Origin of the sequence: Kitasatospora sp. NPDC058063 (genome assembly GCF_042885395.1) — a bacterium.
In the GTDB taxonomy this organism is placed as follows: domain Bacteria; phylum Actinomycetota; class Actinomycetes; order Streptomycetales; family Streptomycetaceae; genus Kitasatospora; species Kitasatospora lactacystinica.
In genome coordinates this window covers 74,497-94,919 of sequence record NZ_JBHVSD010000024.1, presented here as the reverse complement: position 1 = coordinate 94,919, position 20,423 = coordinate 74,497, and the positions used below count along the sequence as shown (strand labels likewise).

Genomic DNA, 20,423 nt, shown 5'->3' with positions numbered 1-20,423 from the left:
GGGAAGTGCGCCTGACCACCGGCTAAACCCCCCGAGGCGGCCGAATCCGCCAACTCGCCAGCGTGGACGGTGGAGTTCGGGACATGCTGGGGTATGAAACCAGCGCCGTCGCGGACCGTTGGGCACGGGGGGAACAGGTGATGGAGCACGAACAACACCGGCCGTACTTCTTCTTCAGCTACGCGCGTCGGGACTTCGAGGCCGAGGACGCCTTCGTCAACCAGTTCTTCAACGACCTGCGGGACGAACTCGGGCGGCTGGTCGGCACCGGCGTGCGCGGCGAGGAACTGGCCTACCGGGACACCGAACAGCTGCGCCTGGGCGACGACTGGGCCGAGCGGCTGGCCACGATGCTCGGCCGCAGCCGGACCATGATCGCGCTCTACTCCCCGGCCTACTTCACCAGCCTCTACTGCGGCAAGGAGTGGACCGCCTTCCGCGGCCGGGTCCGGCGCCACCACGAGGAGACCGGGGAACTCATCCCGGCGCTCGTCCCGGTGCTCTGGGAACCCGTCGAGCCGGGCGACCTGGCCGACGAGGTCAACAAGATCCAGTGGGCCCAGCCGGACATGGGCGAGGCCTACGCCCGGTACGGCCTGCGGGCGCTGCTGCGCACCGCGCAGGGCGGGGCGTACGAGCAGGTCGTCCGGGTGGTCGCGGAGCGGGTCCGGGACGCGGCCGCGCGCCGGCTCGGCGAGCTGCCCGAGTTCGACCTGGGCGCCGTGCGCGGCTACTTCCCGCCCCCGGCGGCGCCGCCCGCGGCGTCCGCCCCCGGGATGGTGCGGCTGTTCATCGCGGCCGGGCGCGCCTCGGAGTCCGCCGCCGAGGGCGGCTGGTACGGCTCCAAGCCGTGGCACTGGGCGCCCTACCACCCGCCCGTCCAGCCGTCCCTGGCGGCCCGCGCCCAGCAGGTGATCACCGGCGCCGGACACACCACCACGCTGGAGGAGGTCGACACCGCCCTCGCCGACAAGCTCGACCAGGCCCGCGAGGACAGCCAGGTCAGCATCCTGCTGGTGGACCCGTGGGTGGCCGGAGCCGAGCGCTACCGCTCCGCGCTGCGCGCGTACGACGAGCAGAACCACCCCGTCACCGGCGTGATGGTGCCCGCCGGCAGCGGCGACCCGGCCGACGGGCCGGAGCGCGACGCGCTCTGGGCGGGCGTGCGCGACGTGTTCCGGCGCAACTGGCTGCGCCGGAGCGACCTGGAGCACTTGTTCCGGGTCAAAGTGAGCCGGGAGAGCTTCGACAACGACCTCACCATCATGGTGACGGTCGCTCAGAACAAGCTCATGGACGACAACCTGGATTGGGGGGACGATGGCGGCGACGCCTTCGGCCTCGGCCCCGGCGGCCCGGACGCCGGCCCGGCGATGCCCGGGCTGACCATCCCGGCCGGCCCGCCGGGGCCCCGCCGGGGGCCCGCACGCGTCAACCGGGGCCTCCCGGGTTCCACCGACCTGCCGCACCAGAGCCGGGGCAAGGACACCGCTGTCCCGCTGAGGGGGGAGAAGAACGATGACCACTGAGCCCGGCGCGGATCCGGAGCGCGGCGGACCGGGATCGGTCGTCACGTTCTATTCCTTCAAGGGCGGCACCGGCCGCACCATGGCGCTCGCCAACGTCGGCTGGATCCTCGCCAGCCGCGGCCTGCGCGTCCTGGTCGTCGACTGGGACCTGGAGGCGCCCGGCCTCCACCGGTACTACCACCCGCTGCTGGTCGACCCGGAACTGCACTCCACCGACGGCCTGATCGACCTGCTGCGCTCCTACGTCAAGCAGGCGCTGCCCTCCACCGCCGGGCCGGTCGGGCAGTCCCCGGCCGCCTGGCTGGACGAGCCCGGGCGCCTGGACGGCTACGTCTGCGGCCTCGCCCTCGACCTGCCGCCCGGCGGCCGGCTCGACTTCCTGCCCGCCGGCCGGCAGAACGCCGCCTACGCCGCCGCCGTCACCAGCTTCAACTGGCGCAGCTTCTACCACGGCCGGGACATCCGCGGCGGTGAGTTCCTGCGCGAGCTGCGCGACCGCTGGGCCCGCGGCTACGACTACGTGCTCATCGACAGCCGCACCGGCGTCAGCGACACCTCCGGCATCTGCACCGTCCTGATGCCCGACACCGTGGTGGACTGCTTCACCTTCAGCGTCCAGAACATCCGCGGCGGCGTCGACGCGGCCCGCGACATCGCCGCGGCCGAGGAGCGGGCGATCCGGGTCCTGCCGGTGCCGATGCGGGTCGAGGACGCCGAGCAGGAGCGCCTGGAAGCCGGCCGCGACTACGCCCGCGAGGCCTTCGCCCCCTACCTGGGCCGCTGGCTGGCCGGCGACCGCCGGGCCGGCTACTGGGCCGACGTCGAGGTGCCGTACAAGCCCTTCTACGCCTACGAGGAGGTGCCCGCCACCGTCGCCGACCGGCCGCAGGAGGCCCGCAGCCTGCTCAACGCCTTCGAGCGGCTGGCCGGCTGGATCACCGACGGCCGGGTCCGCGCCCTGCGCCCGCTCACCGCCGAGACCCGCCGCCGGCTCTACGGCGCCTACCTGCGCTCCGCCCGGGCGGTTCCGCGCCAGGTGTTCGTCAGCTACGCCCCCGAGGACCGGATGTGGGCCGAGTGGGCCGCCGGGACGCTCACCCGCTTCGGCTACCAGACCTCCCTGCACAGCGCCGCCGAGCCGTACAGCGGCTCCCGGCCGCCGGAGGTCGCCGGGCCGGTCGACGGCCAGGGCCGGCTGCTCGCGCTGCTCTCGCCCGAGTACACCGCGCTGCCCCGCGCGGCCGAGGTCTGGCAGCTCCTCCAGGGGCGCGAACTCGCCTCCGGATCACCGTCGTTGGTCGCCTTCCGGCTCCAGGACTCGGACGAGCCGGTGCCCCGCCCGTTCACCGGGCCGCCGGTGCCCGACCTGGTCCGCTCCTCCGCGGTCGGCGCCGAGTCCCAGCTCTACGCCGAACTCGGCCCACCGCCCGGCAGCAGCCGCCAGTCGGACACCGACAGCGGGGAGTTCGCCGCCCCCGCGCGGTTCCCCGGCACCGCCCCGCAGGTCCAGGAGGCGCCCTCGCGCAACGCCGCCTTCATCGGCCGCGGCAAGCTGCTCGAACTGCTCCGCAACCGCTTCACCGGCGGGCCCGCCGCCGTGCTCAGCCAGGTGCTCTACGGCTTCGGCGGCGCCGGCAAGTCCCAGATCGCCGCCGAGTACGCGCACCGCTTCAAGGCCGCCTACGACGTGGTCTGGTGGGTGCCCGCCGAGGAGCCCGCCAACATCCCGCAGAAGCTCGCCGAACTCGCGCCCCGGCTCGGCGTGCCCACCAGCGACGACGTCGCGCACACCGCCGCCGCCGTGCTCGACGCGCTGCGCCGCGGCCAGCCGTACCGCCGGTGGCTGCTCGTCTTCGACAACGCCGGCACCCCCGAGGAGCTCGCCCCCTGGCAGCCGGCCGGCTCCTCCGGCGGGCACGTGCTGATCACCTCCCGCAACCAGGGCTGGGCCCGGCACGCCGGCCTGGTGGAGGTCGACGTCTTCCTCCGCGAGGAGAGCGTCCGGCTGCTGCGCCGCTTCAACGGCGGGCTCTCCTCGGAGGACGCCGACCAGGTCGCGCAGCGCCTCGGCGACCTGCCGCTCGCCGTCGGCCAGGCCGCCGTCTGGCTCCAGGAGACGTCGATGCCGATCGCCACCTACCTCGAACTGCTCGACGAAGAGCTCACCGAGATGCTGGAGCGCACCCGGCTGCGCGCCGCCGACTACCCGCACTCGGCCGCCGCGACCTGGCGCATCTCGGTCGAGGAACTGCGCCGGATGAACGCCCCGGCCGCCCAGATCCTGGAGATCTGCGCCTTCTTCGGCCCGGACGCCATCCCGATGCGGCTGCTCTACAGCCGGGCCGTCACCCGCGCCCTGCGGCTGCCCCCACGCGCGCCCCGCGACAAGCTCGCGATCGGCGAGTTCCTGCGCGCCATCAACCGCTTCGGGCTCGCCCGCACCGACCAGGGCAGCGAGACCATCACCGTGCACCGGCTGGTCCAGGCGGTGCTGCGGGACCAGGTCGAGGAGGAGCGGCGGGCCGAACTGCGCGGCGTCGTCCACGCCGCGCTCGCCACCGCCAACCCCGGCGACCCGGACGTGCCCGTGAACTGGGCCGAGTACGCCGAACTCCTGCCCCACCTCTGGCCGTCCGGAGCGCTCGACAGCGCCGACGAGGACGTCCGGCAGTGGATCATCGACTCGGTCCGCTACCAGTGGAAGCGCAGCCTGCACGAGTCCGGCCGGGAACTCGCCGAACGGACCCTGGAGCACTGGCGCCAGGACGGCTACGGCGGGCCCGGCTTCGACGCCGACAACGACGCCCAGACGCTCATGCTGCGCACCCAGCTGAGCAACATCCGCCGCTCCCAGGGCGCCCTCCAGGAGGCGTACGAGATGGACCGGGACATCCTGGAGCGCTTCACCGCGACCCTGGGCCCGGAGCACTCCCACACCCTCGCCGTCGCCAACAGCCTCGGCGCCGACCTGCGCTTCCTCGGCCGCTACGACGAGGCCCGGGCGCTCGACCGCCGCACCCTGGACGCCGCCCGGCGCACCCTCGGCCCGGACCACCCCCGCACCCTGATGATCACCAACAACCTCGCCGTCTCCGACTACCTGGCCGGCGACCGCCGGGCCGCCCTGGAACGGCACCGCAGCAACTACCTCCAGCAGCGCGACGCGCTCGGCGCGCACAGCCTCTACGCGCTCTCCTCGGCCTCCAACTACGCCCGCGACCTGCGCGAGACCGGGCGGCTGCGGGAGGCCCTGGACCTGCTGGAGGAGACCGTCCGGATCTACCAGCAGACCATCGGCGACAGCCACACCGACACCCTGCGCGCCCGCAAGAACCTGGCCGTGGCGCTGCGCCGGGCCGGCCGGTACCACGAGGCCCTGGAGATCGACGAGGACATCTACCAGCGCTACCTGGACATCAACGGCCCCGAGCACCCCGACACCCTGGCCGCCGCCACCAACCTGGCCAGCGACCTGAACGCGCTCGGCGACACCGGGCGGGCGATCCCGCTGGCCGAACGGGCGCTGGCGCGGTACCGCGACTACCTGGGCGAGAACCACCCGGTGACGCTGGCCGGCGCCAACAACCTCTCGGTGTACCTGCGGCTGGCGGGGCGCGCGACGGAGGCGCGCGACCTGTCCGGCCGTACGCTGGCGCAGTTCCGCACCGTCCTCGGCGCGCACCACCTCTACATCCCGATCGCGATGATGAACCACGCCAACGACCTGTCGCTGGCCGGGGAGCTCCAGGACGCGCTCGACCTGGAACTGGAGGCCGCGCCGCTGATGACCGAGGCCCTCGGCCAGGACCACTACGACTCCATCGGCATCAACTCCAACCTCTCGCTGTCGATGGCCGCCCTCGGGTACGCCGAGCGGGCGGCGGAGCTGCGGGCGGACTGCATCCGGCGGGCCCGGATCACCCTGGGGGAGGAGCACCCGACGACGATCGCGGTGCGGGCCGGGACGCGGCTGGACTCCGACGTGGAGCCGCCGCACGTGTGACGGACGGTCGGCCGGCGTGGCCTAGGCTCACCGGCATGGTGCCGTTCCGGCAGTTCCTGCTGAAGATCCACAGTCGGTGCAACCTGGCCTGCGACTACTGCTACGTGTACGAGGGCGCGGACCAGAGCTGGCGCGAGCGGCCGCGGCGGATGGAACTCGCGACCGTCCGCCGCACCGCCCGGCGGATCGAGGAGCACGCGGCCGAGCACGGGCTGGACGAGGTGTCCGTGGTGCTGCACGGCGGCGAGCCGCTGCTCGTCGGCGCGGCCCATCTGGACGCGCTGCTGGCCGAGTTGGCGGCCGTCCGGCCCCGGACGCGGTTCACCGTGCAGACCAACGGGCTGCGGCTGCTGGACGAACCGGCCCTGCTCGACGTGCTGCACCGCCACCGGGTCGCGGTCGGGGTCTCGCTGGACGGCACCCGGGCCGGCCACGACCGGCACCGCAGACTGCCCTCCGGCGCGGGCAGTTGGGCACGCACCGCCGAGGCGGTGCGGCTGCTCGGCTCGGACCGGCACCGGGACCTCTTCGCCGGCCTGCTGTGCGTCGTCGACCTGGAGTCCGACCCGGTGGCCACCTACGAGGCGCTGCTGGAGTTCGCGCCGCCCCGGATCGACCTGCTGCTGCCGCACGCGACCTGGCGGGAGCCGCCGCCCGGCGTCCGGCCGCGGCCGGTGCCGGACGCGCCGCCGTCGGGCGCGGAGCCGGCGCCGTACGGGCAGTGGCTGATCGCCGCCTTCGACCGCTGGTACGACGCGCCGCGGCGGGAGACCGGGGTGCGGCTGTTCGAGGAACTGGCGGTGCTGCTGCTCGGCGGGCGGGCGGCCAGCGAGGCGGTCGGGCTGGCGCCCGTCGACCTGGTGGTGGTCGAGGCGGACGGGACGATCGAGCAGGCGGACAGCCTCAAGGTGGCCTACGACGGCGCCCCCGGGACCGGCCTGGACGTGTGGCGGCACGGCTTCGCGCGGGCGGGCGCGCACCCGGCCTTCCGGGCCCGCCAGCGCGGCCTCGCGGGCCTCGGGCCGGTCTGCGCCGGCTGCCCGCTGGCCCGGGTCTGCGGCGGGGGGCTGTACGCGCACCGGTACGCGGGGGACGGCTTCGGGCACCCGTCGGTGTACTGCGCGGACCTGGACCGGCTGGTCCGGCACATCGCGGGGCGCCTGCGGGCGGGGGTGGCGGGGCTGGCGGGGAGCTGAGGACCGGTGCGGGGCGGGCGTTGGGCGGTGGGCGGTGGGTTCCGGTCGGGCGTCGGGCGTCGGCGGGCGGCGGTTCGGCTCACCCGTCCGGGTCATGCCCGGCCGCCGTCCGGCTGATCCGCCCCGGCGCGGGGAGACTGCGGGCGGACCCGGCGGGTTGGGCGATGGGCCGGCCGACCGGGCCGGGAGCCGAACGGACGAGGAGGAGGACCGGTGGCGGGTACGGGCGAGGTGGTGGCGGCCGGGGTACCGGGCGCCCGCGGGGCGGACGGGCTGCCCCGGCACGGCGTGGACCGGGAGACGTTCCGGGCGATCGCGGGCGCGCGCGGCGGGCCGCAGGCCGTCCGGCTGCTGCGCGGCGGGCAGTTGAGCAAGCGGGCGCTGCTGCTGCTGGCGCTGCGCCGGGCGGTGCCGGAGCACGACGGCTACCGGGAGGCGTACGCCCGGGTCCGGGCGCTGCAGCGGGACGACCGGGAGCAGTGGGAGGAGGTGCTGCTGCGGCCCGAGTTGGACGCCTGGGCGGCCGACTGCCTGCGCGGCGCGGCGGCGGGGGAGGACGTTCCGCTCGGCGGGCTGGGCGAGTTCCTCCGCCCCGGCTCCGGCGCGCCCCTCGCGCTGGAGTGCGACGGGCTGCGCTGGGCGCCGTCGATCGACCACGCCGGCCCGCGCCGGGTGGACTACGGACGTCCGCCGGCCGGTCCGCTCGCCGACGACGAACTCTGGCTCTGGGAACAGCGCTTGTCCGAGGCCTGGGACATCCTGGTGCGCCGTCACCGCCGCCACGCGGCGGCCGTCGCGGCCTGCGTGACCACCGTCGTCCCGCTGCGGCCCGCCCCCGGCGGGGAGGCGGTGAGCGCCGCCGCCCGGCGGGCCTACGGAGCGGTGGCGGCCTCGCTGCCGGGCGATCCGGTGCTGCTGGCGCTGGCCCTGGTGCACGAGTTCCTCCACGTCCAACTCGGCGCCCTGCTGGACCTGGTGCCGCTGCACCGCCCCAACGGCCCGGCCGTCCACCACGCCCCCTGGCGGCCCGACCCGCGCCCGGCCGGGGCGCTGCTCCAGGGGGCGTACGCGCACCTGGGCGTGGCGGACTTCTGGCGGGCGGAGGCGGCCGCCGGGCCGGGCGACGCCGCCCGCGCGCACGGGGAGTTCGCGCGCTGGCGGACGCACACCCTGGCCGCCGGGCGGACGCTCCTGGGCTGCGGCGAACTGACGTCGAGCGGGCTGGAGTTCACCGAGGAGCTGGTGCGGACCGTCCGGGAGCTCGGCGAGCCGGGGGAATGAATCCCGGACATCGGACGCTTGGCCGGATGGTGTGCTTGTCGGAGGGCTTCCCCGGGCACTCCCGGGGTGTGCCCAGGTACTGGTTCAGGTGCTGGTCCCGGTTCCCGTCCGGGTCCTCCTCCGGGTTCTCCTCCGGATGCGGGCCCGGGTGTTCGTCCGGTCGCTCGTCCCGGCGGTGCGCTTCGGCGTGCGCCAGGGCGAAGTGCGCGACCGCTGAACGGGTGAATTCTGGGGGCTCAGCGCGCTGTCGTGCGACGTGGACCGCCTGGGGAGTTCAACGTGAGTCCGCAAGGTGCCGCGCGGAGTCTTCGCTGGCACTACATTGGTCGCAACCGGGTGGGCTTACCCACCCTCGGCAGGTCCTAACCGCGCCTAAGGAAACGAATATGACTCCGGTAACCAGCATCAGGCCGGCCGGCAAGCTCACTGACCCTCAGGAGACGCCGGAACGCCCCTCCCTCTCCGATCTCGCCGCGCTCGGCGCGGAAGAGCTCGCCTCCCGGCTCCAGCGCGCGCTCCCCGGCGCGGAATCCGGCCTCGTGCCGGTCGCTGCCTTCAACTCCTCGATCTGACCCGACCCGGACCTCCGAGCGGAACCCAGACCGAGCAGACCGAACCGAGCCGAACAGTTCCATGACGACGTCGATTCCGCTGCCGTTGACGCAGTTCGTGGTCAAGATGCACAGCAGGTGCGATCTGGCCTGCGACCACTGTTACGTCTACGAGCATGCGGACAGCAGCTGGCGCTCCCGGCCGAAGGTCATCGCGGACGGGATCATGGCCAAGGCCGCCGAGCGCATCGGTGAGCACGCGGCCGCCCACCGGCTGCCCGCCGTCCGGGTCGTCCTGCACGGGGGAGAACCCCTGCTCGCCGGCCCGGACCGCTTGCGCCGCGCCGCCGGGACGCTCCGGGCGGCACTCCCGCCCGGCTGCGTGCTCGACCTGCGCATCCACACCAACGGCGTGCTGTTGAGCCGGGACTTCTGCTCGCTGTTCGCGGAGCAGGACATCAAGGTCGGCATCTCGCTGGACGGCGACCGGGCCGCCAACGACCGCCACCGGCGGTTCGCCGACGGACGCAGCAGCCACCCGCAGGTGCTGCGGGCGGTCGCGTTGCTGAACGCGCCCGAGTACCGGCACCTGTTCGCCGGGCTGCTGTGCACGATGGACGTCGAGAACGACCCGGTGGCCGTGTACCGGGCGCTGGCCGAACTCCGCCCGCCCGCCGTGGACTTCCTGCTTCCGCATGCCACCTGGGACGATCCGCCCGCGCGCCCCGCCGGACCGGCCACCACCCCGTACGCCGATTGGCTGCTGACCGTCCACGGGCTGTGGGAAGCGGACGGACGGCCGTTCGCCGTACGGACCTTCGAGTCCGTGCACCGGACCCTGCGCGGATTCTCCAGTCTCACCGAGTCGCTCGGCCTGGAGCCCTCCGACCTGGCGGTCCTGGAGACGGACGGGACCTTCGAGCAGGCCGACAGCCTGAAGACCGCGTACGACGGCGCGCCCGTCACCGGCATGAACGTTTTCGCGCACAGCCTTGACGACCTGGCCCGCCACCCCGGCATCGCCGCCCGCCAGTCCGGCCTGGCCGGGCTGAGCGAGGCCTGCCGCGCCTGCTCCGTGGTCCGCTCCTGCGGTGGCGGGCTGTACGCCCACCGCTATCGGAGCGACGATGGAGGAGGCAGCTTCGACCATCCCTCCGTCTACTGCGGTGATCTCATGACGTTCATCAACGGCATTGCGGGGAACGGGGGTTCGACCGGCGTTCCGGCGCGGACGGCCGAGGCCGCCCGGCCCGGCGCCGAGCCGCTGCCGCCCGGCGCGCTCACCCCGTCGCAACTCGACGAGCTGGCGCGCGGATACGGGAGCGCGGAGACCATCGCCGCGCTCGGCCGCTCCCAACTCGCCCTCACCCGGGCGATGCTGGCCGCCGCCTGGGACGCCTCCGGACAGGGGCGGGCCGAGGCGTGGGCCCTGCTGACGGAGCTCGACACGGCGGCCCCCGCCGCCGTGGACACCGTGCTCGCCCACCCGTACGCCCGCTCCTGGGCGGCCCGCAGACTCGCCGGGGACCTGCCGGTCGGGCTCGGCCCACTGGCCGCGCTCGCCGCGGCCGCCGCGGTGCGGGCCGGGCGGGGGGACGCGGTGGCGGTGCCCGTCCGCGGCGGGTGGCTGCACCTGCCGACGCTCGGCCGGATCGCCGTACCCGACGGCGAGGCCGTGGTCACCGGGCGGGCCGACGGCTTCGAGGTGCGGGCGTCCGACGGCTCGGTGCACACCGTGCCGGACCAGCCGCTGCGGCGGATCCGGCTGGCCGGCGGCTGGACGGTCGCCCTGGAGGACACCGACCCGCTGCGCGACTGCCACGACCACCCGGTGGCGGACCGCCTGTCCGAGGGCGAACTGCTCGACTGGACGGGCGCGTTGCGCGAGGCCTGGGAGCTGCTCGGGCGGGACCTGCCCGGGTACGCGGAGGGCATCCGGGCCGGCCTGGCGACGGTCACCCCGTTGCGGCCGGGCCCGACCGGCCGGGACGTCAGCTCGGCGGCCCGACAGGCGTACGGTGCGGTCGGCATCGCCCGGCCCGCCACCGCGCCGACCCTCGCCCTGCTGCTCGCGCACGAGTTCCAGCACGTCAAGCTCGGCGCGGTGCTGGACCTGACGGACCTGTACGACCGCGCCGACACCACGCTGTACCTCGCCCCCTGGCGGCCCGACCCCCGGCCGCTCGAAGGGCTGCTCCAGGGCACGTACGCCCACCTGGCCGTCACCGAGTACTGGGGCACCCGCACCCGCGCGTACGACGGACTGCCGGGACCGGCCGCCGACCGGGCGCGGGAGCAGTTCGCGCTCTGGCGGCGGTACACCGCCGAAGCCGTGGAGCGGCTGGCGTCGTCCGGGGCCCTGACCGGGACCGGCTCGCGCTTCGCCGACGGCATGCGTGCCACCGTGGCACCCTGGCTCGCCCTGCCGCTGCCCGCCGCCGCCGAGCAGGCGGCCGACCGGGTACGGCGCGAACGGGCCGGGGTCTGACCTCCCACTCCCGCCGCCCCGGGTCCTCCCTCGCCCGGGGCCATCAACCCCGGGGAAACGCCATCCTCACCGAACCCCGCGGCGGCGTCGCCGTCGCCTCCCCCGTCCATCCCCTCGTCCGCGACCTCGCCGACCTCGGGGTCCGTCCGGGCACGGTGCTGCACGTCCAGGCGTCCCTGCGCGCCCTCGGACCGGTGCCCGGAGGGGCGGCCGGTGTGGTCGAGGCCCTGCTCGAACTCCTCGGCCCCGACGGCACCCTGGTCGCCTACACCGCCACACCCGAGAACTCCGCCACCTCCCGCGTCCACCAGCGCGCCACCGCCGGTCTCTCCCCGGCGGCGGTGGCCGACTACCAGGCCCGGATGCCCCGCTTCGATCCGGCCACCACCCCGGCCTCGCCCTCCATGGGGGCGCTGTCGGAGGCGGTCCGCACCCACCCGGGCGCACTGCGCAGCCACCACCCGCAGACCTCCTGGGCGGCCGTGGGCCGGCTCGCCCGGGAGATCACCGGGCGCCACCCGCTGACCTCCCACCTCGGCCCGGAGTCGCCGCTCGGGCGGCTCTACGAACTGGACGCCCGAGTGCTGATGCTCGGCGTGCCGATGGGCCGGTTCACCGCCTTCCACCTGGCCGACCTGCGGATGCCCGACGTCCCGGTGCGCGAGTACCGCTGCGTCGGGGCGGACGGCTGGACCACCTTCCGGGCCCCCGACCTCGACGACCTCCACTTCGACCGGCTCGGGGAGGAGGTCCTGCGCACCGCCCGCGGCATCACCACCGCCCGCATCGGCACCGCCGACTGCCGGCTCGTCCCGGTGCGGGAGGCCGTCGACCTCGCCGAGGCTGTCCTGCGCCGCGGCCGCCCCTGAAACCCGCTCCTCGTTCTCACCCCTCGACACCCGGTCCCGCCCCTCCTCCTCGCCCCGCCCGTCCCCATCGCGTGCGCGGGAAGTCGGCCCGGCCGACTTCCCATGCGAGACGTCAGGGGGTTGGTGATTCGGCGGAGGGTGGAGGGGCGGCGGGTGCGGGGAAAATCCAGGGGGGCCGGACGTCCGCGCGGTGCTACGGTCGGGCGCCATGAGCTGGCTTCCCGATGACTTCGTCCATCCCGTCCAGGTGCCGCTGCCGGGCGGGGCCCATCACCTGCGGCCGGTCCGGGAGGCGGATGCCCCGCTCGACTACCCGGCTGTGATGGGCTCGCGCGAACGGCTGTGGACCCTCTTCGGTCCGGCCTGGGGCTGGCCCGCGGCCACCATGACCTTCGAGGCCAACCAGGCCGACCTGCTGCGGCACGAGAAGGAGATCGCCGCACACCAGTCCTTCAACTACGCGCTGCTCGACGCGGCCGAGACGGCCCTGATCGGCTGCGTCTACATCGACCCGCCCGCGAAGGCCGGTGCGGACGGCGAGATCGCCTGGTGGGTGGTGGACGAGCTGGTGGGAAGCGAGGTCGAGCGGGCCATGGACGCCCTGGTGCCGCGGTGGATCGCCGCCGACTGGCCGTTCGAGCGGCCCCGCTTCCTCGGCCGTGAGATCTCCTGGTTGGACTGGCTCGCCCTGCCCGCGCACCCCGGCGCGTGAGCCGGCCTCGTCCCCCGTGCCCCGGCCCACGCCGGGCCGCGGGGGCGAACGTCATGGGCCCCTGAGGGAGCGGGCACAACGGGCACGCCGGCGTGCACCCGGCGGCTACGGCGCGACTGGTTCCAGCCGGAGCCGCCGGGACGGCCAGGGGGCCGGCTCGGCGGGGCCGAACCAGACGCGGACGTCCTCGCCGGTGCGGACGGGCAGCCGGGGGAAATCGTTCTCGGCGTGCTCGGTGCGGTGCAACGCATGGTCCGGGAGCAGGTGTTCGGTGGCGAAGGAGTCGAAGGCGCCGCCGTGGACGGCCGCCGAAGCGGCCGGGTGGCAGATGGTGGCGAGGACCTCGCGGCCGCCCGCACGCGATGTGAATCCGGGGCCGCGCAGCAGCAGGACGTCGTCGCTGTCGACCATGGTGGCGTTGGCCGCGTCGCGGTGCTCCCGCCAGACCGGGCCGCCGTAGAAGGCCTCCAGGGCGCGCCGCCGGTCGGCCATGTCGGGGAAGGCGCGCAGCCAGACGAAGCGGTCCGGATCGTCGAGGTCGCGGAAGCGGCCGCCGACGGTGATGCCGACCGCCTGCTGGCCGGTCACGAACTCGCGCTCGAACAGCTCGATCAGGGTCTCCCGGGCGCCGGGGTGCAGGGTGTACTGGCGGAGTTCGACGACGAGGCTCATGCCGTGGCCGCCCCGGTGCGGGTGAAGTCGTTCATGCGCCGCAGCGTAGGAGCACTCTCCTGACACCTCCTGTCAGTGGATACTGGGCGGCATGCGCGCGAGTCGGCTGGTCGCCCTGCTCCTGCTGCTCCAGAACCGGGGCCGGCTGACCGCCGAGCAGCTGGCGGGGGAGCTGGAGGTCTCCGTCCGTACGGTCTACCGGGACGTCCAGGCGCTCGCCGCCGCCGGAGTCCCGCTGTACGGCGACGCCGGGCACGCCGGCGGGTACCGGCTGGTCGACGGCTACCGGACCCGCCTCACCGGGCTGACCGCCGACGAGGCCCAGGCCGCCTTCCTCGCCGCACTCCCGGGCGCCGCCGCCGAGTTGGGCCTCGGCGAGGCGCTCACCGCCGCCCAGCTCAAACTGCGGGCGGCCCTGCCGGCGGAGCTGCGCGAGCATGCCGGGCGGATCCAGGAGCGCTTCCTGCTCGACGCGCCCGGCTGGTACGGCGCGGCGGACGAGACCCCGCACCTGGCCGACGTCGCCGCCGCGGTGTGGGAGCGGCGGGCGGTGGTGCTGCGGTACCGGCGCTGGCGGGCGCCGGAGGAGATCGAGCGGCGGGTGGAGCCGTACGGGCTGGTGCTCAAGGCCGGGCGCTGGTACCTGGTCGCCGCCGGTCCGGGCGGGATGCGTACGTACCGGGTCGATCAGGTCGTCGGACTGCGCGCGCTGGACGAGGAGTTCGCGGTGCCGGACGGCTTCGGCCTGGGCGCGTACTGGACGGGCTACCTCGCCGACTTCCGGGCCCGGCTGCACACCGGGGAGGCGCTGGTCCGGCTCACCCCGGAGGGCGCCCGGCGCCTCGGGGTCGCCGCCGCGGACGAGGGCTGGACGGAGGCCCGGGTGTCGATCGAGTCGCTGGACCACGCGCACGGGGAGTTCCTGCGGCTGGGCGCCGACGTCGAGGTGCTGGAACCGGCCGAACTCCGTGACCGCATCGCCAGGACGGTACGGGCCCTGGCCGCCCGCTACGGGGGGTGATCCTCGGGCTCGGCCGGCCGAGCGCCCGACCGGCGGGGTGCCGGCCGGGCGGGGTCGGGCGGGTCAGGCGACGAAGTGGTCGAACTCGCCGGCCTTGGCGCCGAGCACCCAGGCGTTGAACTTGATGCGGGTGGTGGTGACGACGAGGGTGGGGTCGTCGGACTGCCGGATGTAGACGTGGTCGCCCTCGGAGGCGATCTCGATCCAGTCATCCTTGTCGCTGCTGGTGCTGGACCTCTGCCAGTCGAGGTGGTCCACGAGTGCCCTCCTGGTGGTGCGTGGCGGCCGTATCGAGGGTACTGGTCCCAGTGCACGGTTGGCGGCATCGTTTCGGTCATGTCAATTCGTGCGAGACGTTGTGCTATTCCATTGGGGTGTCAGTCGTTCCTACACTGAAGCCCCGCCGCACGGGGGCTGCGGGAGGCAGGTTTGCCGACGGGCCCGGGGGAGGCGCGTGTGACTGACCGGGGCTGGGACGAGGACGACGCCCGGCCGTACTTCTTCCTCTCCTACGCGCACACCCCCAAGGCCGGTGCGCGGGGCGCGAGCGACCCGAACCACTGGGTCAGGCAGTTGTACCGGGACCTCTGCGAGGCGGTGCTCCAGCTCACCACGGTCCCGGACGGGGCCGCGGTCGGCTTCATGGACGAGTCCATGCACCAGGGCGAGCTGTGGGCCGAACGACTGTCCGACGAGTTGGCGACCTGCCGGGTTTTCGTACCCCTGTACTCGCCGAGGTACTTCAACAGCGTTCCGTGCGGCCAGGAATGGCACGCCTTCACCCGCCGGCCGGTCTACCCGGCGAACCTCGACTCCGAGCGCACCAGCGGCATCGTCCCGGTGCTGTGGGCGCCGATGAGCCGCTACCGGCTGCCGAACGTGGCCAGTGAACTCCAGTTCAACCACGCGAGTTTCGGGCCCGAGTACGCCACCGAGGGCCTGTACGCCCTGATGAAGCTCAGCTACTTCCGCTCCGCCTACGAGCTGGCGGTGCACCGGCTGGCGGCCCGGATCGTGCAGGTCGCGGAGGAGACGGTGATCCCGGTCGGGCGGCGGCTGGGATTCAACGGCCTGCCGAGCGCGTTCAACGTCACCGCCCCGACCAAGCAGCTGCGGATCTCCGTACTCGCCTACCACCAGAACGAGTTGCCCGCCGACCGCAGCCCCGACTACTACGGCGAGCGGCGCACCGACTGGCACCCGTACCGGCCGGTCGGCTCGCCGATCGCCCAGCACGCGGCGCGCCTCGCCCGGCAGTTGGGGTTCCAGCCGACCGTGCACGAGTTCGACGAGGAGGTCGAGTCGATCATCGGGGGCAACGCCGAGGCGCCCGGCCTGCTGCTGCTCGACCGCTGGGCGCTGCGCGACCCGCGCCGGCGCGAACTGGTCCGGCGCTTCGACCGCTCGGACGCCACCTGGGTGAGCATCCTGGAGCCGTTCAACGGCGACGACCCGGAGTGCGCCGACCGCGCCGACGAGCTGGGCGACCTGACCGACGAGACGCTGCGCATCACCCGGCGGGCGAGCCGGCCGAGCTTCCTCGGCGCGACCGGACCGACCGGGCTGCACTCCCTGGAGGACTTCGACGACGCGCTGCCCCGGGCGGCGATGAAGGCCAAGTACGCGTTCGAGGGCCGCACCCGGGCCGAACCGGAGGAACCGCCGCCGCCCCGGCCGAGCCTGCGGGACGCGTTCCGGCGCGGCGCGGGCGGGTACGGACCGGACGGATCCCCGGCCGACCCCTTCGAGGACGACCGGGGCGACGACCGGGACGACCGCTCCGACGGCCGAGCCGGCGGCAACGGCACCGGCCGCACCACCAGCACCACCCACCGACGTCGGGACAACGGCGACGACCCGCACCGCGAGCGCGACCCGCACCGTGAGCGCGACCCGCATCGTGAGCACGACCCGCACCGCGAGCACGACCCGTACCGCGACGACGGCGATGAACCCGATGACGGGATGGCGCCCTTGGGAGGACGAGGACCGCGATGACTGACAACCGCACCAGGAACCTCCGTCTCGGCGGGCTCACCTCCGCCGACCTGGCCGCCCAGCGGGAGGCCGAGCGGCAGGCGGCGGAACAGGACCGCAACGGCCGGATCATCACCTTCTACTCGTACAAGGGCGGCACCGGCCGCACCATGGCGCTCGCCAACACCGCCTGGATCCTGGCCGCCAACGGCTTCCGCGTGCTCACCGTGGACTGGGACCTGGAGGCGCCCGGCCTCGCCAAGTTCTTCCACCCGTTCCTCGACCCGGCCTCGCTGGCCGGGACCACCGGGATGATGGACCTGATCGCCGAGTACCGCGAGGAGGCGCTGCGCCCGGTCGAGCACGCCGAGGGCTGGCACCTGGACTTCGCCCGGGTGCACCCGCACGCGCTCTCGCTCACCTGGCCGCACTTCCCGGCCGGCGGCAGCCTGGACTTCCTCTCCGCGGGCCAGTTCAACCGGGACTACTCCGAGGCCGTCACCCACCTCGACTGGGACATCTTCTACGACCGCTTCGACGGCGGGCAGTTCTTCGACGCCCTCAAGGCCGACATGGCCAAGCGCTACGACTACGTGCTGATCGACTCCCGCACCGGCCTGTCCGACATCGCCGAGATCTGCACCGTCCAGATGCCCGACGACCTGGTGGTCTGCTTCACCCTCAGCGACCAGTCCATCGACGGCGCCTCCCGGATCGCCCAGCACATCCACGACCGCTACCGCGAGCGCGGCATCCGCATCCTGCCCGTCCCGATGCGCATCGACGAGGGCGAGAAGGAGAAGGCCGACGCCGGCCGCGCCCTCGCCCGGGTCCGCTTCGACGGGCTGCCGGCCGGCTTCGACGGCGAGGAACTCGCCCAGTACTGGGGCTCGGTGGAGATCCCGTACCGGCCGTTCTACGCCTACGAGGAGATCCTCGCGACCTTCGGCGACCAGACCGGCACGCCCACCTCGATGCTGGCCGCCTGCGAGCGGCTCACCTCCATGATCACCGAGGGCCGGGCGGCCGGCCTGCCGCCGGTGGACGAGGAGGTGCGGCTGCGCTTCGTGGACGCGTTCACCCGCCGCCGCCCCTCCGTGCCCGCCGACCTCTACCTCTCCTACGTCCCCGAGGACCGGATGTGGGCGGACTGGATCGAGTCCGTCCTGACCAGGGCCGGCTTCCGGGTGCTGCCGCGCGACCTCAGCGCCGGCACCGACCCGCGCGAGGAGACCGAGCGCGGCATCGACTCCGCGTACCGGACGGTCGCCGTGCTCTCGCCCGCCTACCAGCGCTCCCCGCAGGCGCGGGCGCTGTGGGAGTCGGTGGTCAGCTCCGACCCCTCCGGCACCCGCCGCCAGCTGCTGCCCGTCCGGGTCGGCGACGTGCGGCTCACCGCGCCGTTCAGCAACCGCAACCCGGTCGACCTGGTCGGCCGCGACGAGACGCAGTCGATCCAGAGCCTGCTGCGCGCGCTCGGCCGCGGCGACACCCCGCTCGACGACGCGCCCAGCGGCGGCCCGCGCTTCCCCGGCAGCAAGCCCTCGGTGTGGGACGTCCCGCCGCGCAACCCCTCCTTCACCGGCCGTTCCGCCGTTCTGGAGCAGCTGCGCAACCAGCTGCGCGGCGGCATGGCGGCCGTGCTGCCCACCCCGCAGACCCTGTACGGGCTCGGCGGCGTCGGCAAGACCCAGGTGGCGCTGGAGTACGCCCACCGCTTCATGTCCGACTACGACCTGGTCTGGTGGATCGACGCCGAGCAGACCGAGCTGGTCGCGCCGGCGCTGGCCGAACTCGCCCGCCGGCTGGGCCTGCGGGTCGGCGACTCGGTGACCGAGGCCGCCGAGGCGGCCAGGGAGGCGCTGCGGCGCGGCGTGCCCACCTCGCGCTGGCTGCTGATCTTCGACAACGCCGACGAGCCCGCCGAGATCCGCCGGTTCTTCCCCGGCGGCTCCGGCCACATCCTGGTCACCTCCCGCAACCAGGCCTGGACCGGGCACGCCGAGGCGCTGGAGGTCGACGTCTTCACCCGCGGCGAGAGCGTCGAGCACCTGTGCCGGCGCGCCCGCAGTCTCTCCCGCCCGGACGCCGACCGGGTCGCCGAGGCGGTCGGGGACCTGCCGCTGGCCGTCGAGGTGGCCGCCGCCTGGCTGGACACCACCGGCACCCCGGTGGAGACCTACGTCTCCCAGCTGCACGCCGAGGCCGCCCGCGCACTGGCCGTCGGCCGCCCGGCCGACTACCCGACGCCGGTCGCCGCGACCTGGAACGTGTCGATCGGACGGCTGCGCCAGCAGTCCCCGGCGGCCGTCCGGCTGCTCCAGCTCTGCGCGTTCTTCGCGCCCGAGCCGATCTCGATGAACCTCTTCTACAGCGACCAGATGATCCGGGCGCTGGTGAAGTTCGACGCCGACCTCAGCGACAAGTTCATGCTGGGCAAGGTGATCCAGGCGATCGGCCGGTACGCGCTGGCCAAGGTCGACGCCGGCAGCAACAGCTTCCAGGTGCACCGGCTCGTCCAGGCGGTGATCCGGGCCGGGATGACCGCCGACGAGCAGGAGATCGCCGTCCACGAGGTGCACCGCATCCTCACCGGCGCCCGGCCCGTCCTCGGCGACACCGACGACCCGGCCAACTGGCCCGCCTTCGACGAGATCTGGCCGCACCTGTCGCCGTCCAAGGCGCACAACTGCGACGAGGCGGACACCCGCCAGCTGCTCATCGACCGGGTCCGCTACCTGTGGAAGCGCGGCGAGCTCGACCGCGCCCGCGACCTCGGCCACGCCCTGGACGTGGAGTGGACCGGCAAGCTCGGCGAGAACGACCGGCAGACCCTGCTGCTGCGCTTCCAACTCGCCAACGTGCTGCGCTCCCAGGGCAACTACGGTGAGGCGCTGGCCCTGGACGAGGACACCCTGGAGCGCCAGCGGGGCCTGCTCGGCGAGCACCACCCGTACACCCTGATGACGGCCGGCTCGCTCGGCGCCGACCGCCGGGCGCTCGGCCGGTTCCAGGCCGCGCTCGACCTCGACCGTGAAATCCTCGACCAGTTCCGCGAGTTGTTCGGCGACGACAACCCGCGCACGCTCTCCATGGCGAACAACCTGGCGATCGACTACCGGCTGGTCGGCGACAGCGAGGCGGCCCGCGAACTCGACCAGGAGACCCTCGACCGGCGCACCGCCGTCCTCGGCCCCAAGCACCCCTACACCCTGTCCACCAAGTCCAACCTGGCCCGCGACCTGCGCGAACTCGGCGACTACCGCGGCTCGGTGGACCTGCTCCAGGAGGTCACCTCCGACCTCGGCGACGTGCTCGACCCGGACCTGCCGGAGAACCTGCGCAACGCCAAGTCGCTGGCCGTCTCGCTGCGCCGGATCGGCCAGCTCGCCGAGGCCCGCCGGATCACCAAGGAGACCTACGAGCGCTACCTGGAGCGCTACGGCGCCGACGCCCCCGACGCGCTCGCCTGCGCGCTCAACCTGGCCGCCGACCACAGCGCCTCCGGAGACAAGGAGGCCGCCCGCGACCTCTGCTCCACCGTCTTCGAGGGTCACCGGCGGCTGTTCGGCGACGAGCACCCGTTCACCCTGGCCTGCGCCAACAACCTCGGCATCTACCTGCGGGGCAGCGGCGACGTCCCGGGCGCCATCGAGCGCGGCCGGCTCACCGTGGAGGGGCTGACCCGCTCGGTCGGGCCGGAGCACCCGTACACCCTCAACGCGATGATCAACCTGGCCAACGCGTACGGCGACGACGGGCAGCTGGACCGCGCCGAGCGGCTCGGCCGGGCCGCGTACCAGGGGCTGTGCGACCGCTACAGCGCCCAGCACCCGGACGCGGTGGCCTGCGAGGCCAACCTGGCGATCACCCTGCGGTCCGGCGGGCGGCACACCCAGGCGGCCGAGCTGAGGGCGCGGGCGATCTCCGAGCTGATCCGGCAGGTCGGCGAGGAGCACCCCAACACGGTCTCCGCGCGGGGCTGGAAGCGGATCAACCGCGACCTGGAGCCGCAGCCGGTCTGACCGGGAAGGGGGGCGGGGTGCGCTGCCGGCGAGGGCCGCGCACCCGAACCAGGGGCGCGCGGCCGGACGAGGGTGCGCCGCCGGACCGGGGGTACGCTC

At 74.2% G+C, this 20,423-nt stretch carries 13 protein-coding genes; 11 read left to right on the top strand and 2 right to left on the bottom strand.

Going from position 1 to position 20,423, the window contains the following annotated elements; genetic code table 11:
- The first annotated feature begins 140 nt into the window (after positions 1-140).
- The 8 genes from ACFVUY_RS33140 to ACFVUY_RS33105 all read left to right on the top strand — a co-directional run bounded on the left by ACFVUY_RS33140 (position 141) and on the right by ACFVUY_RS33105 (position 12,629).
- Positions 141-1,529 (top strand): TIR-like protein FxsC, encoded by a 1,389-nt coding sequence (locus ACFVUY_RS33140; protein ID WP_387691568.1) that lies wholly within the window; start codon positions 141-143, stop codon positions 1,527-1,529.
- Entirely contained in the window at positions 1,519-5,532 is a 4,014-nt protein-coding gene (gene fxsT / locus ACFVUY_RS33135) for an FxSxx-COOH system tetratricopeptide repeat protein (protein WP_387691566.1), read from the top strand. The genes ACFVUY_RS33140 and fxsT (ACFVUY_RS33135) overlap by 11 nt, the downstream gene beginning before the upstream one ends.
- Before the next feature lie 35 nt (positions 5,533-5,567).
- A complete protein-coding gene (locus ACFVUY_RS33130; RefSeq protein ID WP_387735983.1) occupies positions 5,568-6,728 on the top strand; it encodes an FxsB family cyclophane-forming radical SAM/SPASM peptide maturase in 1,161 nt (386 codons plus the stop codon).
- Between the two features lie 213 nt (positions 6,729-6,941).
- A complete protein-coding gene (locus ACFVUY_RS33125; RefSeq protein ID WP_387735981.1) occupies positions 6,942-8,009 on the top strand; it encodes an aKG-HExxH-type peptide beta-hydroxylase in 1,068 nt (355 codons plus the stop codon).
- A 386-nt stretch (positions 8,010-8,395) separates the two neighbouring features.
- Positions 8,396-8,581 (top strand): hypothetical protein, encoded by a 186-nt coding sequence (locus ACFVUY_RS33120; protein WP_387735979.1) that lies wholly within the window; start codon positions 8,396-8,398, stop codon positions 8,579-8,581.
- A gap of 61 nt (positions 8,582-8,642) precedes the next feature.
- A complete protein-coding gene (locus ACFVUY_RS33115) occupies positions 8,643-11,048 on the top strand; it encodes an FxsB family cyclophane-forming radical SAM/SPASM peptide maturase (RefSeq protein ID WP_387735976.1) in 2,406 nt (801 codons plus the stop codon).
- A gap of 155 nt (positions 11,049-11,203) precedes the next feature.
- The gene (locus ACFVUY_RS33110; RefSeq protein WP_359913879.1) at positions 11,204-11,917 is read left to right on the top strand and encodes an AAC(3) family N-acetyltransferase; all 714 of its coding nucleotides are present in this window, start codon (positions 11,204-11,206) and stop codon (positions 11,915-11,917) included.
- Positions 11,918-12,125: 208 nt separating this feature from the next.
- Entirely contained in the window at positions 12,126-12,629 is a 504-nt protein-coding gene (locus ACFVUY_RS33105) for a GNAT family N-acetyltransferase (RefSeq protein WP_387735973.1), read from the top strand.
- A gap of 105 nt (positions 12,630-12,734) precedes the next feature.
- On the opposite strand, the gene ACFVUY_RS33100 is transcribed toward ACFVUY_RS33105, so the two are convergent.
- On the bottom strand, positions 12,735-13,301 hold the full coding sequence (locus tag ACFVUY_RS33100; protein ID WP_387735970.1) for an NIPSNAP family protein: 567 nt from the start codon (positions 13,299-13,301) through the stop codon (positions 12,735-12,737).
- A gap of 91 nt (positions 13,302-13,392) precedes the next feature.
- Between ACFVUY_RS33100 and ACFVUY_RS33095 the strand changes: the two genes are divergently transcribed.
- Positions 13,393-14,322, top strand: coding sequence for a helix-turn-helix transcriptional regulator (locus tag ACFVUY_RS33095; protein ID WP_387735968.1), 930 nt, complete (start codon positions 13,393-13,395; stop codon positions 14,320-14,322).
- Positions 14,323-14,385: 63 nt separating this feature from the next.
- Here the strand turns inward: ACFVUY_RS33095 and ACFVUY_RS33090 are convergent, their stop codons facing one another.
- The gene (locus ACFVUY_RS33090) at positions 14,386-14,580 is read right to left on the bottom strand and encodes a DUF397 domain-containing protein (protein ID WP_359902156.1); all 195 of its coding nucleotides are present in this window, start codon (positions 14,578-14,580) and stop codon (positions 14,386-14,388) included.
- A 198-nt stretch (positions 14,581-14,778) separates the two neighbouring features.
- Between ACFVUY_RS33090 and ACFVUY_RS33085 the strand changes: the two genes are divergently transcribed.
- Both ACFVUY_RS33085 and fxsT (ACFVUY_RS33080) read left to right on the top strand, forming a co-directional pair.
- Positions 14,779-16,320: a TIR-like protein FxsC gene (locus ACFVUY_RS33085; protein ID WP_387735965.1), complete on the top strand. Its 1,542-nt coding sequence runs from the start codon at positions 14,779-14,781 to the stop codon at positions 16,318-16,320.
- Positions 16,317-20,324: an FxSxx-COOH system tetratricopeptide repeat protein gene (fxsT, locus tag ACFVUY_RS33080; protein WP_380351892.1), complete on the top strand. Its 4,008-nt coding sequence runs from the start codon at positions 16,317-16,319 to the stop codon at positions 20,322-20,324. The genes ACFVUY_RS33085 and fxsT (ACFVUY_RS33080) overlap by 4 nt, the downstream gene beginning before the upstream one ends.
- The last annotated feature ends 99 nt before the right edge of the window (positions 20,325-20,423 follow it).

Coding starts and splice junctions, on each gene's coding strand:
- ACFVUY_RS33140 (WP_387691568.1), top strand. CDS start 141: ATGGAGCACGAACAACACCGGCCGTACTTCTTCTTCAGCTACGCGCGT.
- fxsT (WP_387691566.1), top strand. CDS start 1,519: ATGACCACTGAGCCCGGCGCGGATCCGGAGCGCGGCGGACCGGGATCG.
- ACFVUY_RS33130 (WP_387735983.1), top strand. CDS start 5,568: ATGGTGCCGTTCCGGCAGTTCCTGCTGAAGATCCACAGTCGGTGCAAC.
- ACFVUY_RS33120 (WP_387735979.1), top strand. CDS start 8,396: ATGACTCCGGTAACCAGCATCAGGCCGGCCGGCAAGCTCACTGACCCT.
- ACFVUY_RS33115 (WP_387735976.1), top strand. CDS start 8,643: ATGACGACGTCGATTCCGCTGCCGTTGACGCAGTTCGTGGTCAAGATG.
- ACFVUY_RS33105 (WP_387735973.1), top strand. CDS start 12,126: ATGAGCTGGCTTCCCGATGACTTCGTCCATCCCGTCCAGGTGCCGCTG.
- ACFVUY_RS33100 (WP_387735970.1), bottom strand. CDS start 13,301: ATGAGCCTCGTCGTCGAACTCCGCCAGTACACCCTGCACCCCGGCGCC.
- ACFVUY_RS33095 (WP_387735968.1), top strand. CDS start 13,393: ATGCGCGCGAGTCGGCTGGTCGCCCTGCTCCTGCTGCTCCAGAACCGG.
- fxsT (WP_380351892.1), top strand. CDS start 16,317: ATGACTGACAACCGCACCAGGAACCTCCGTCTCGGCGGGCTCACCTCC.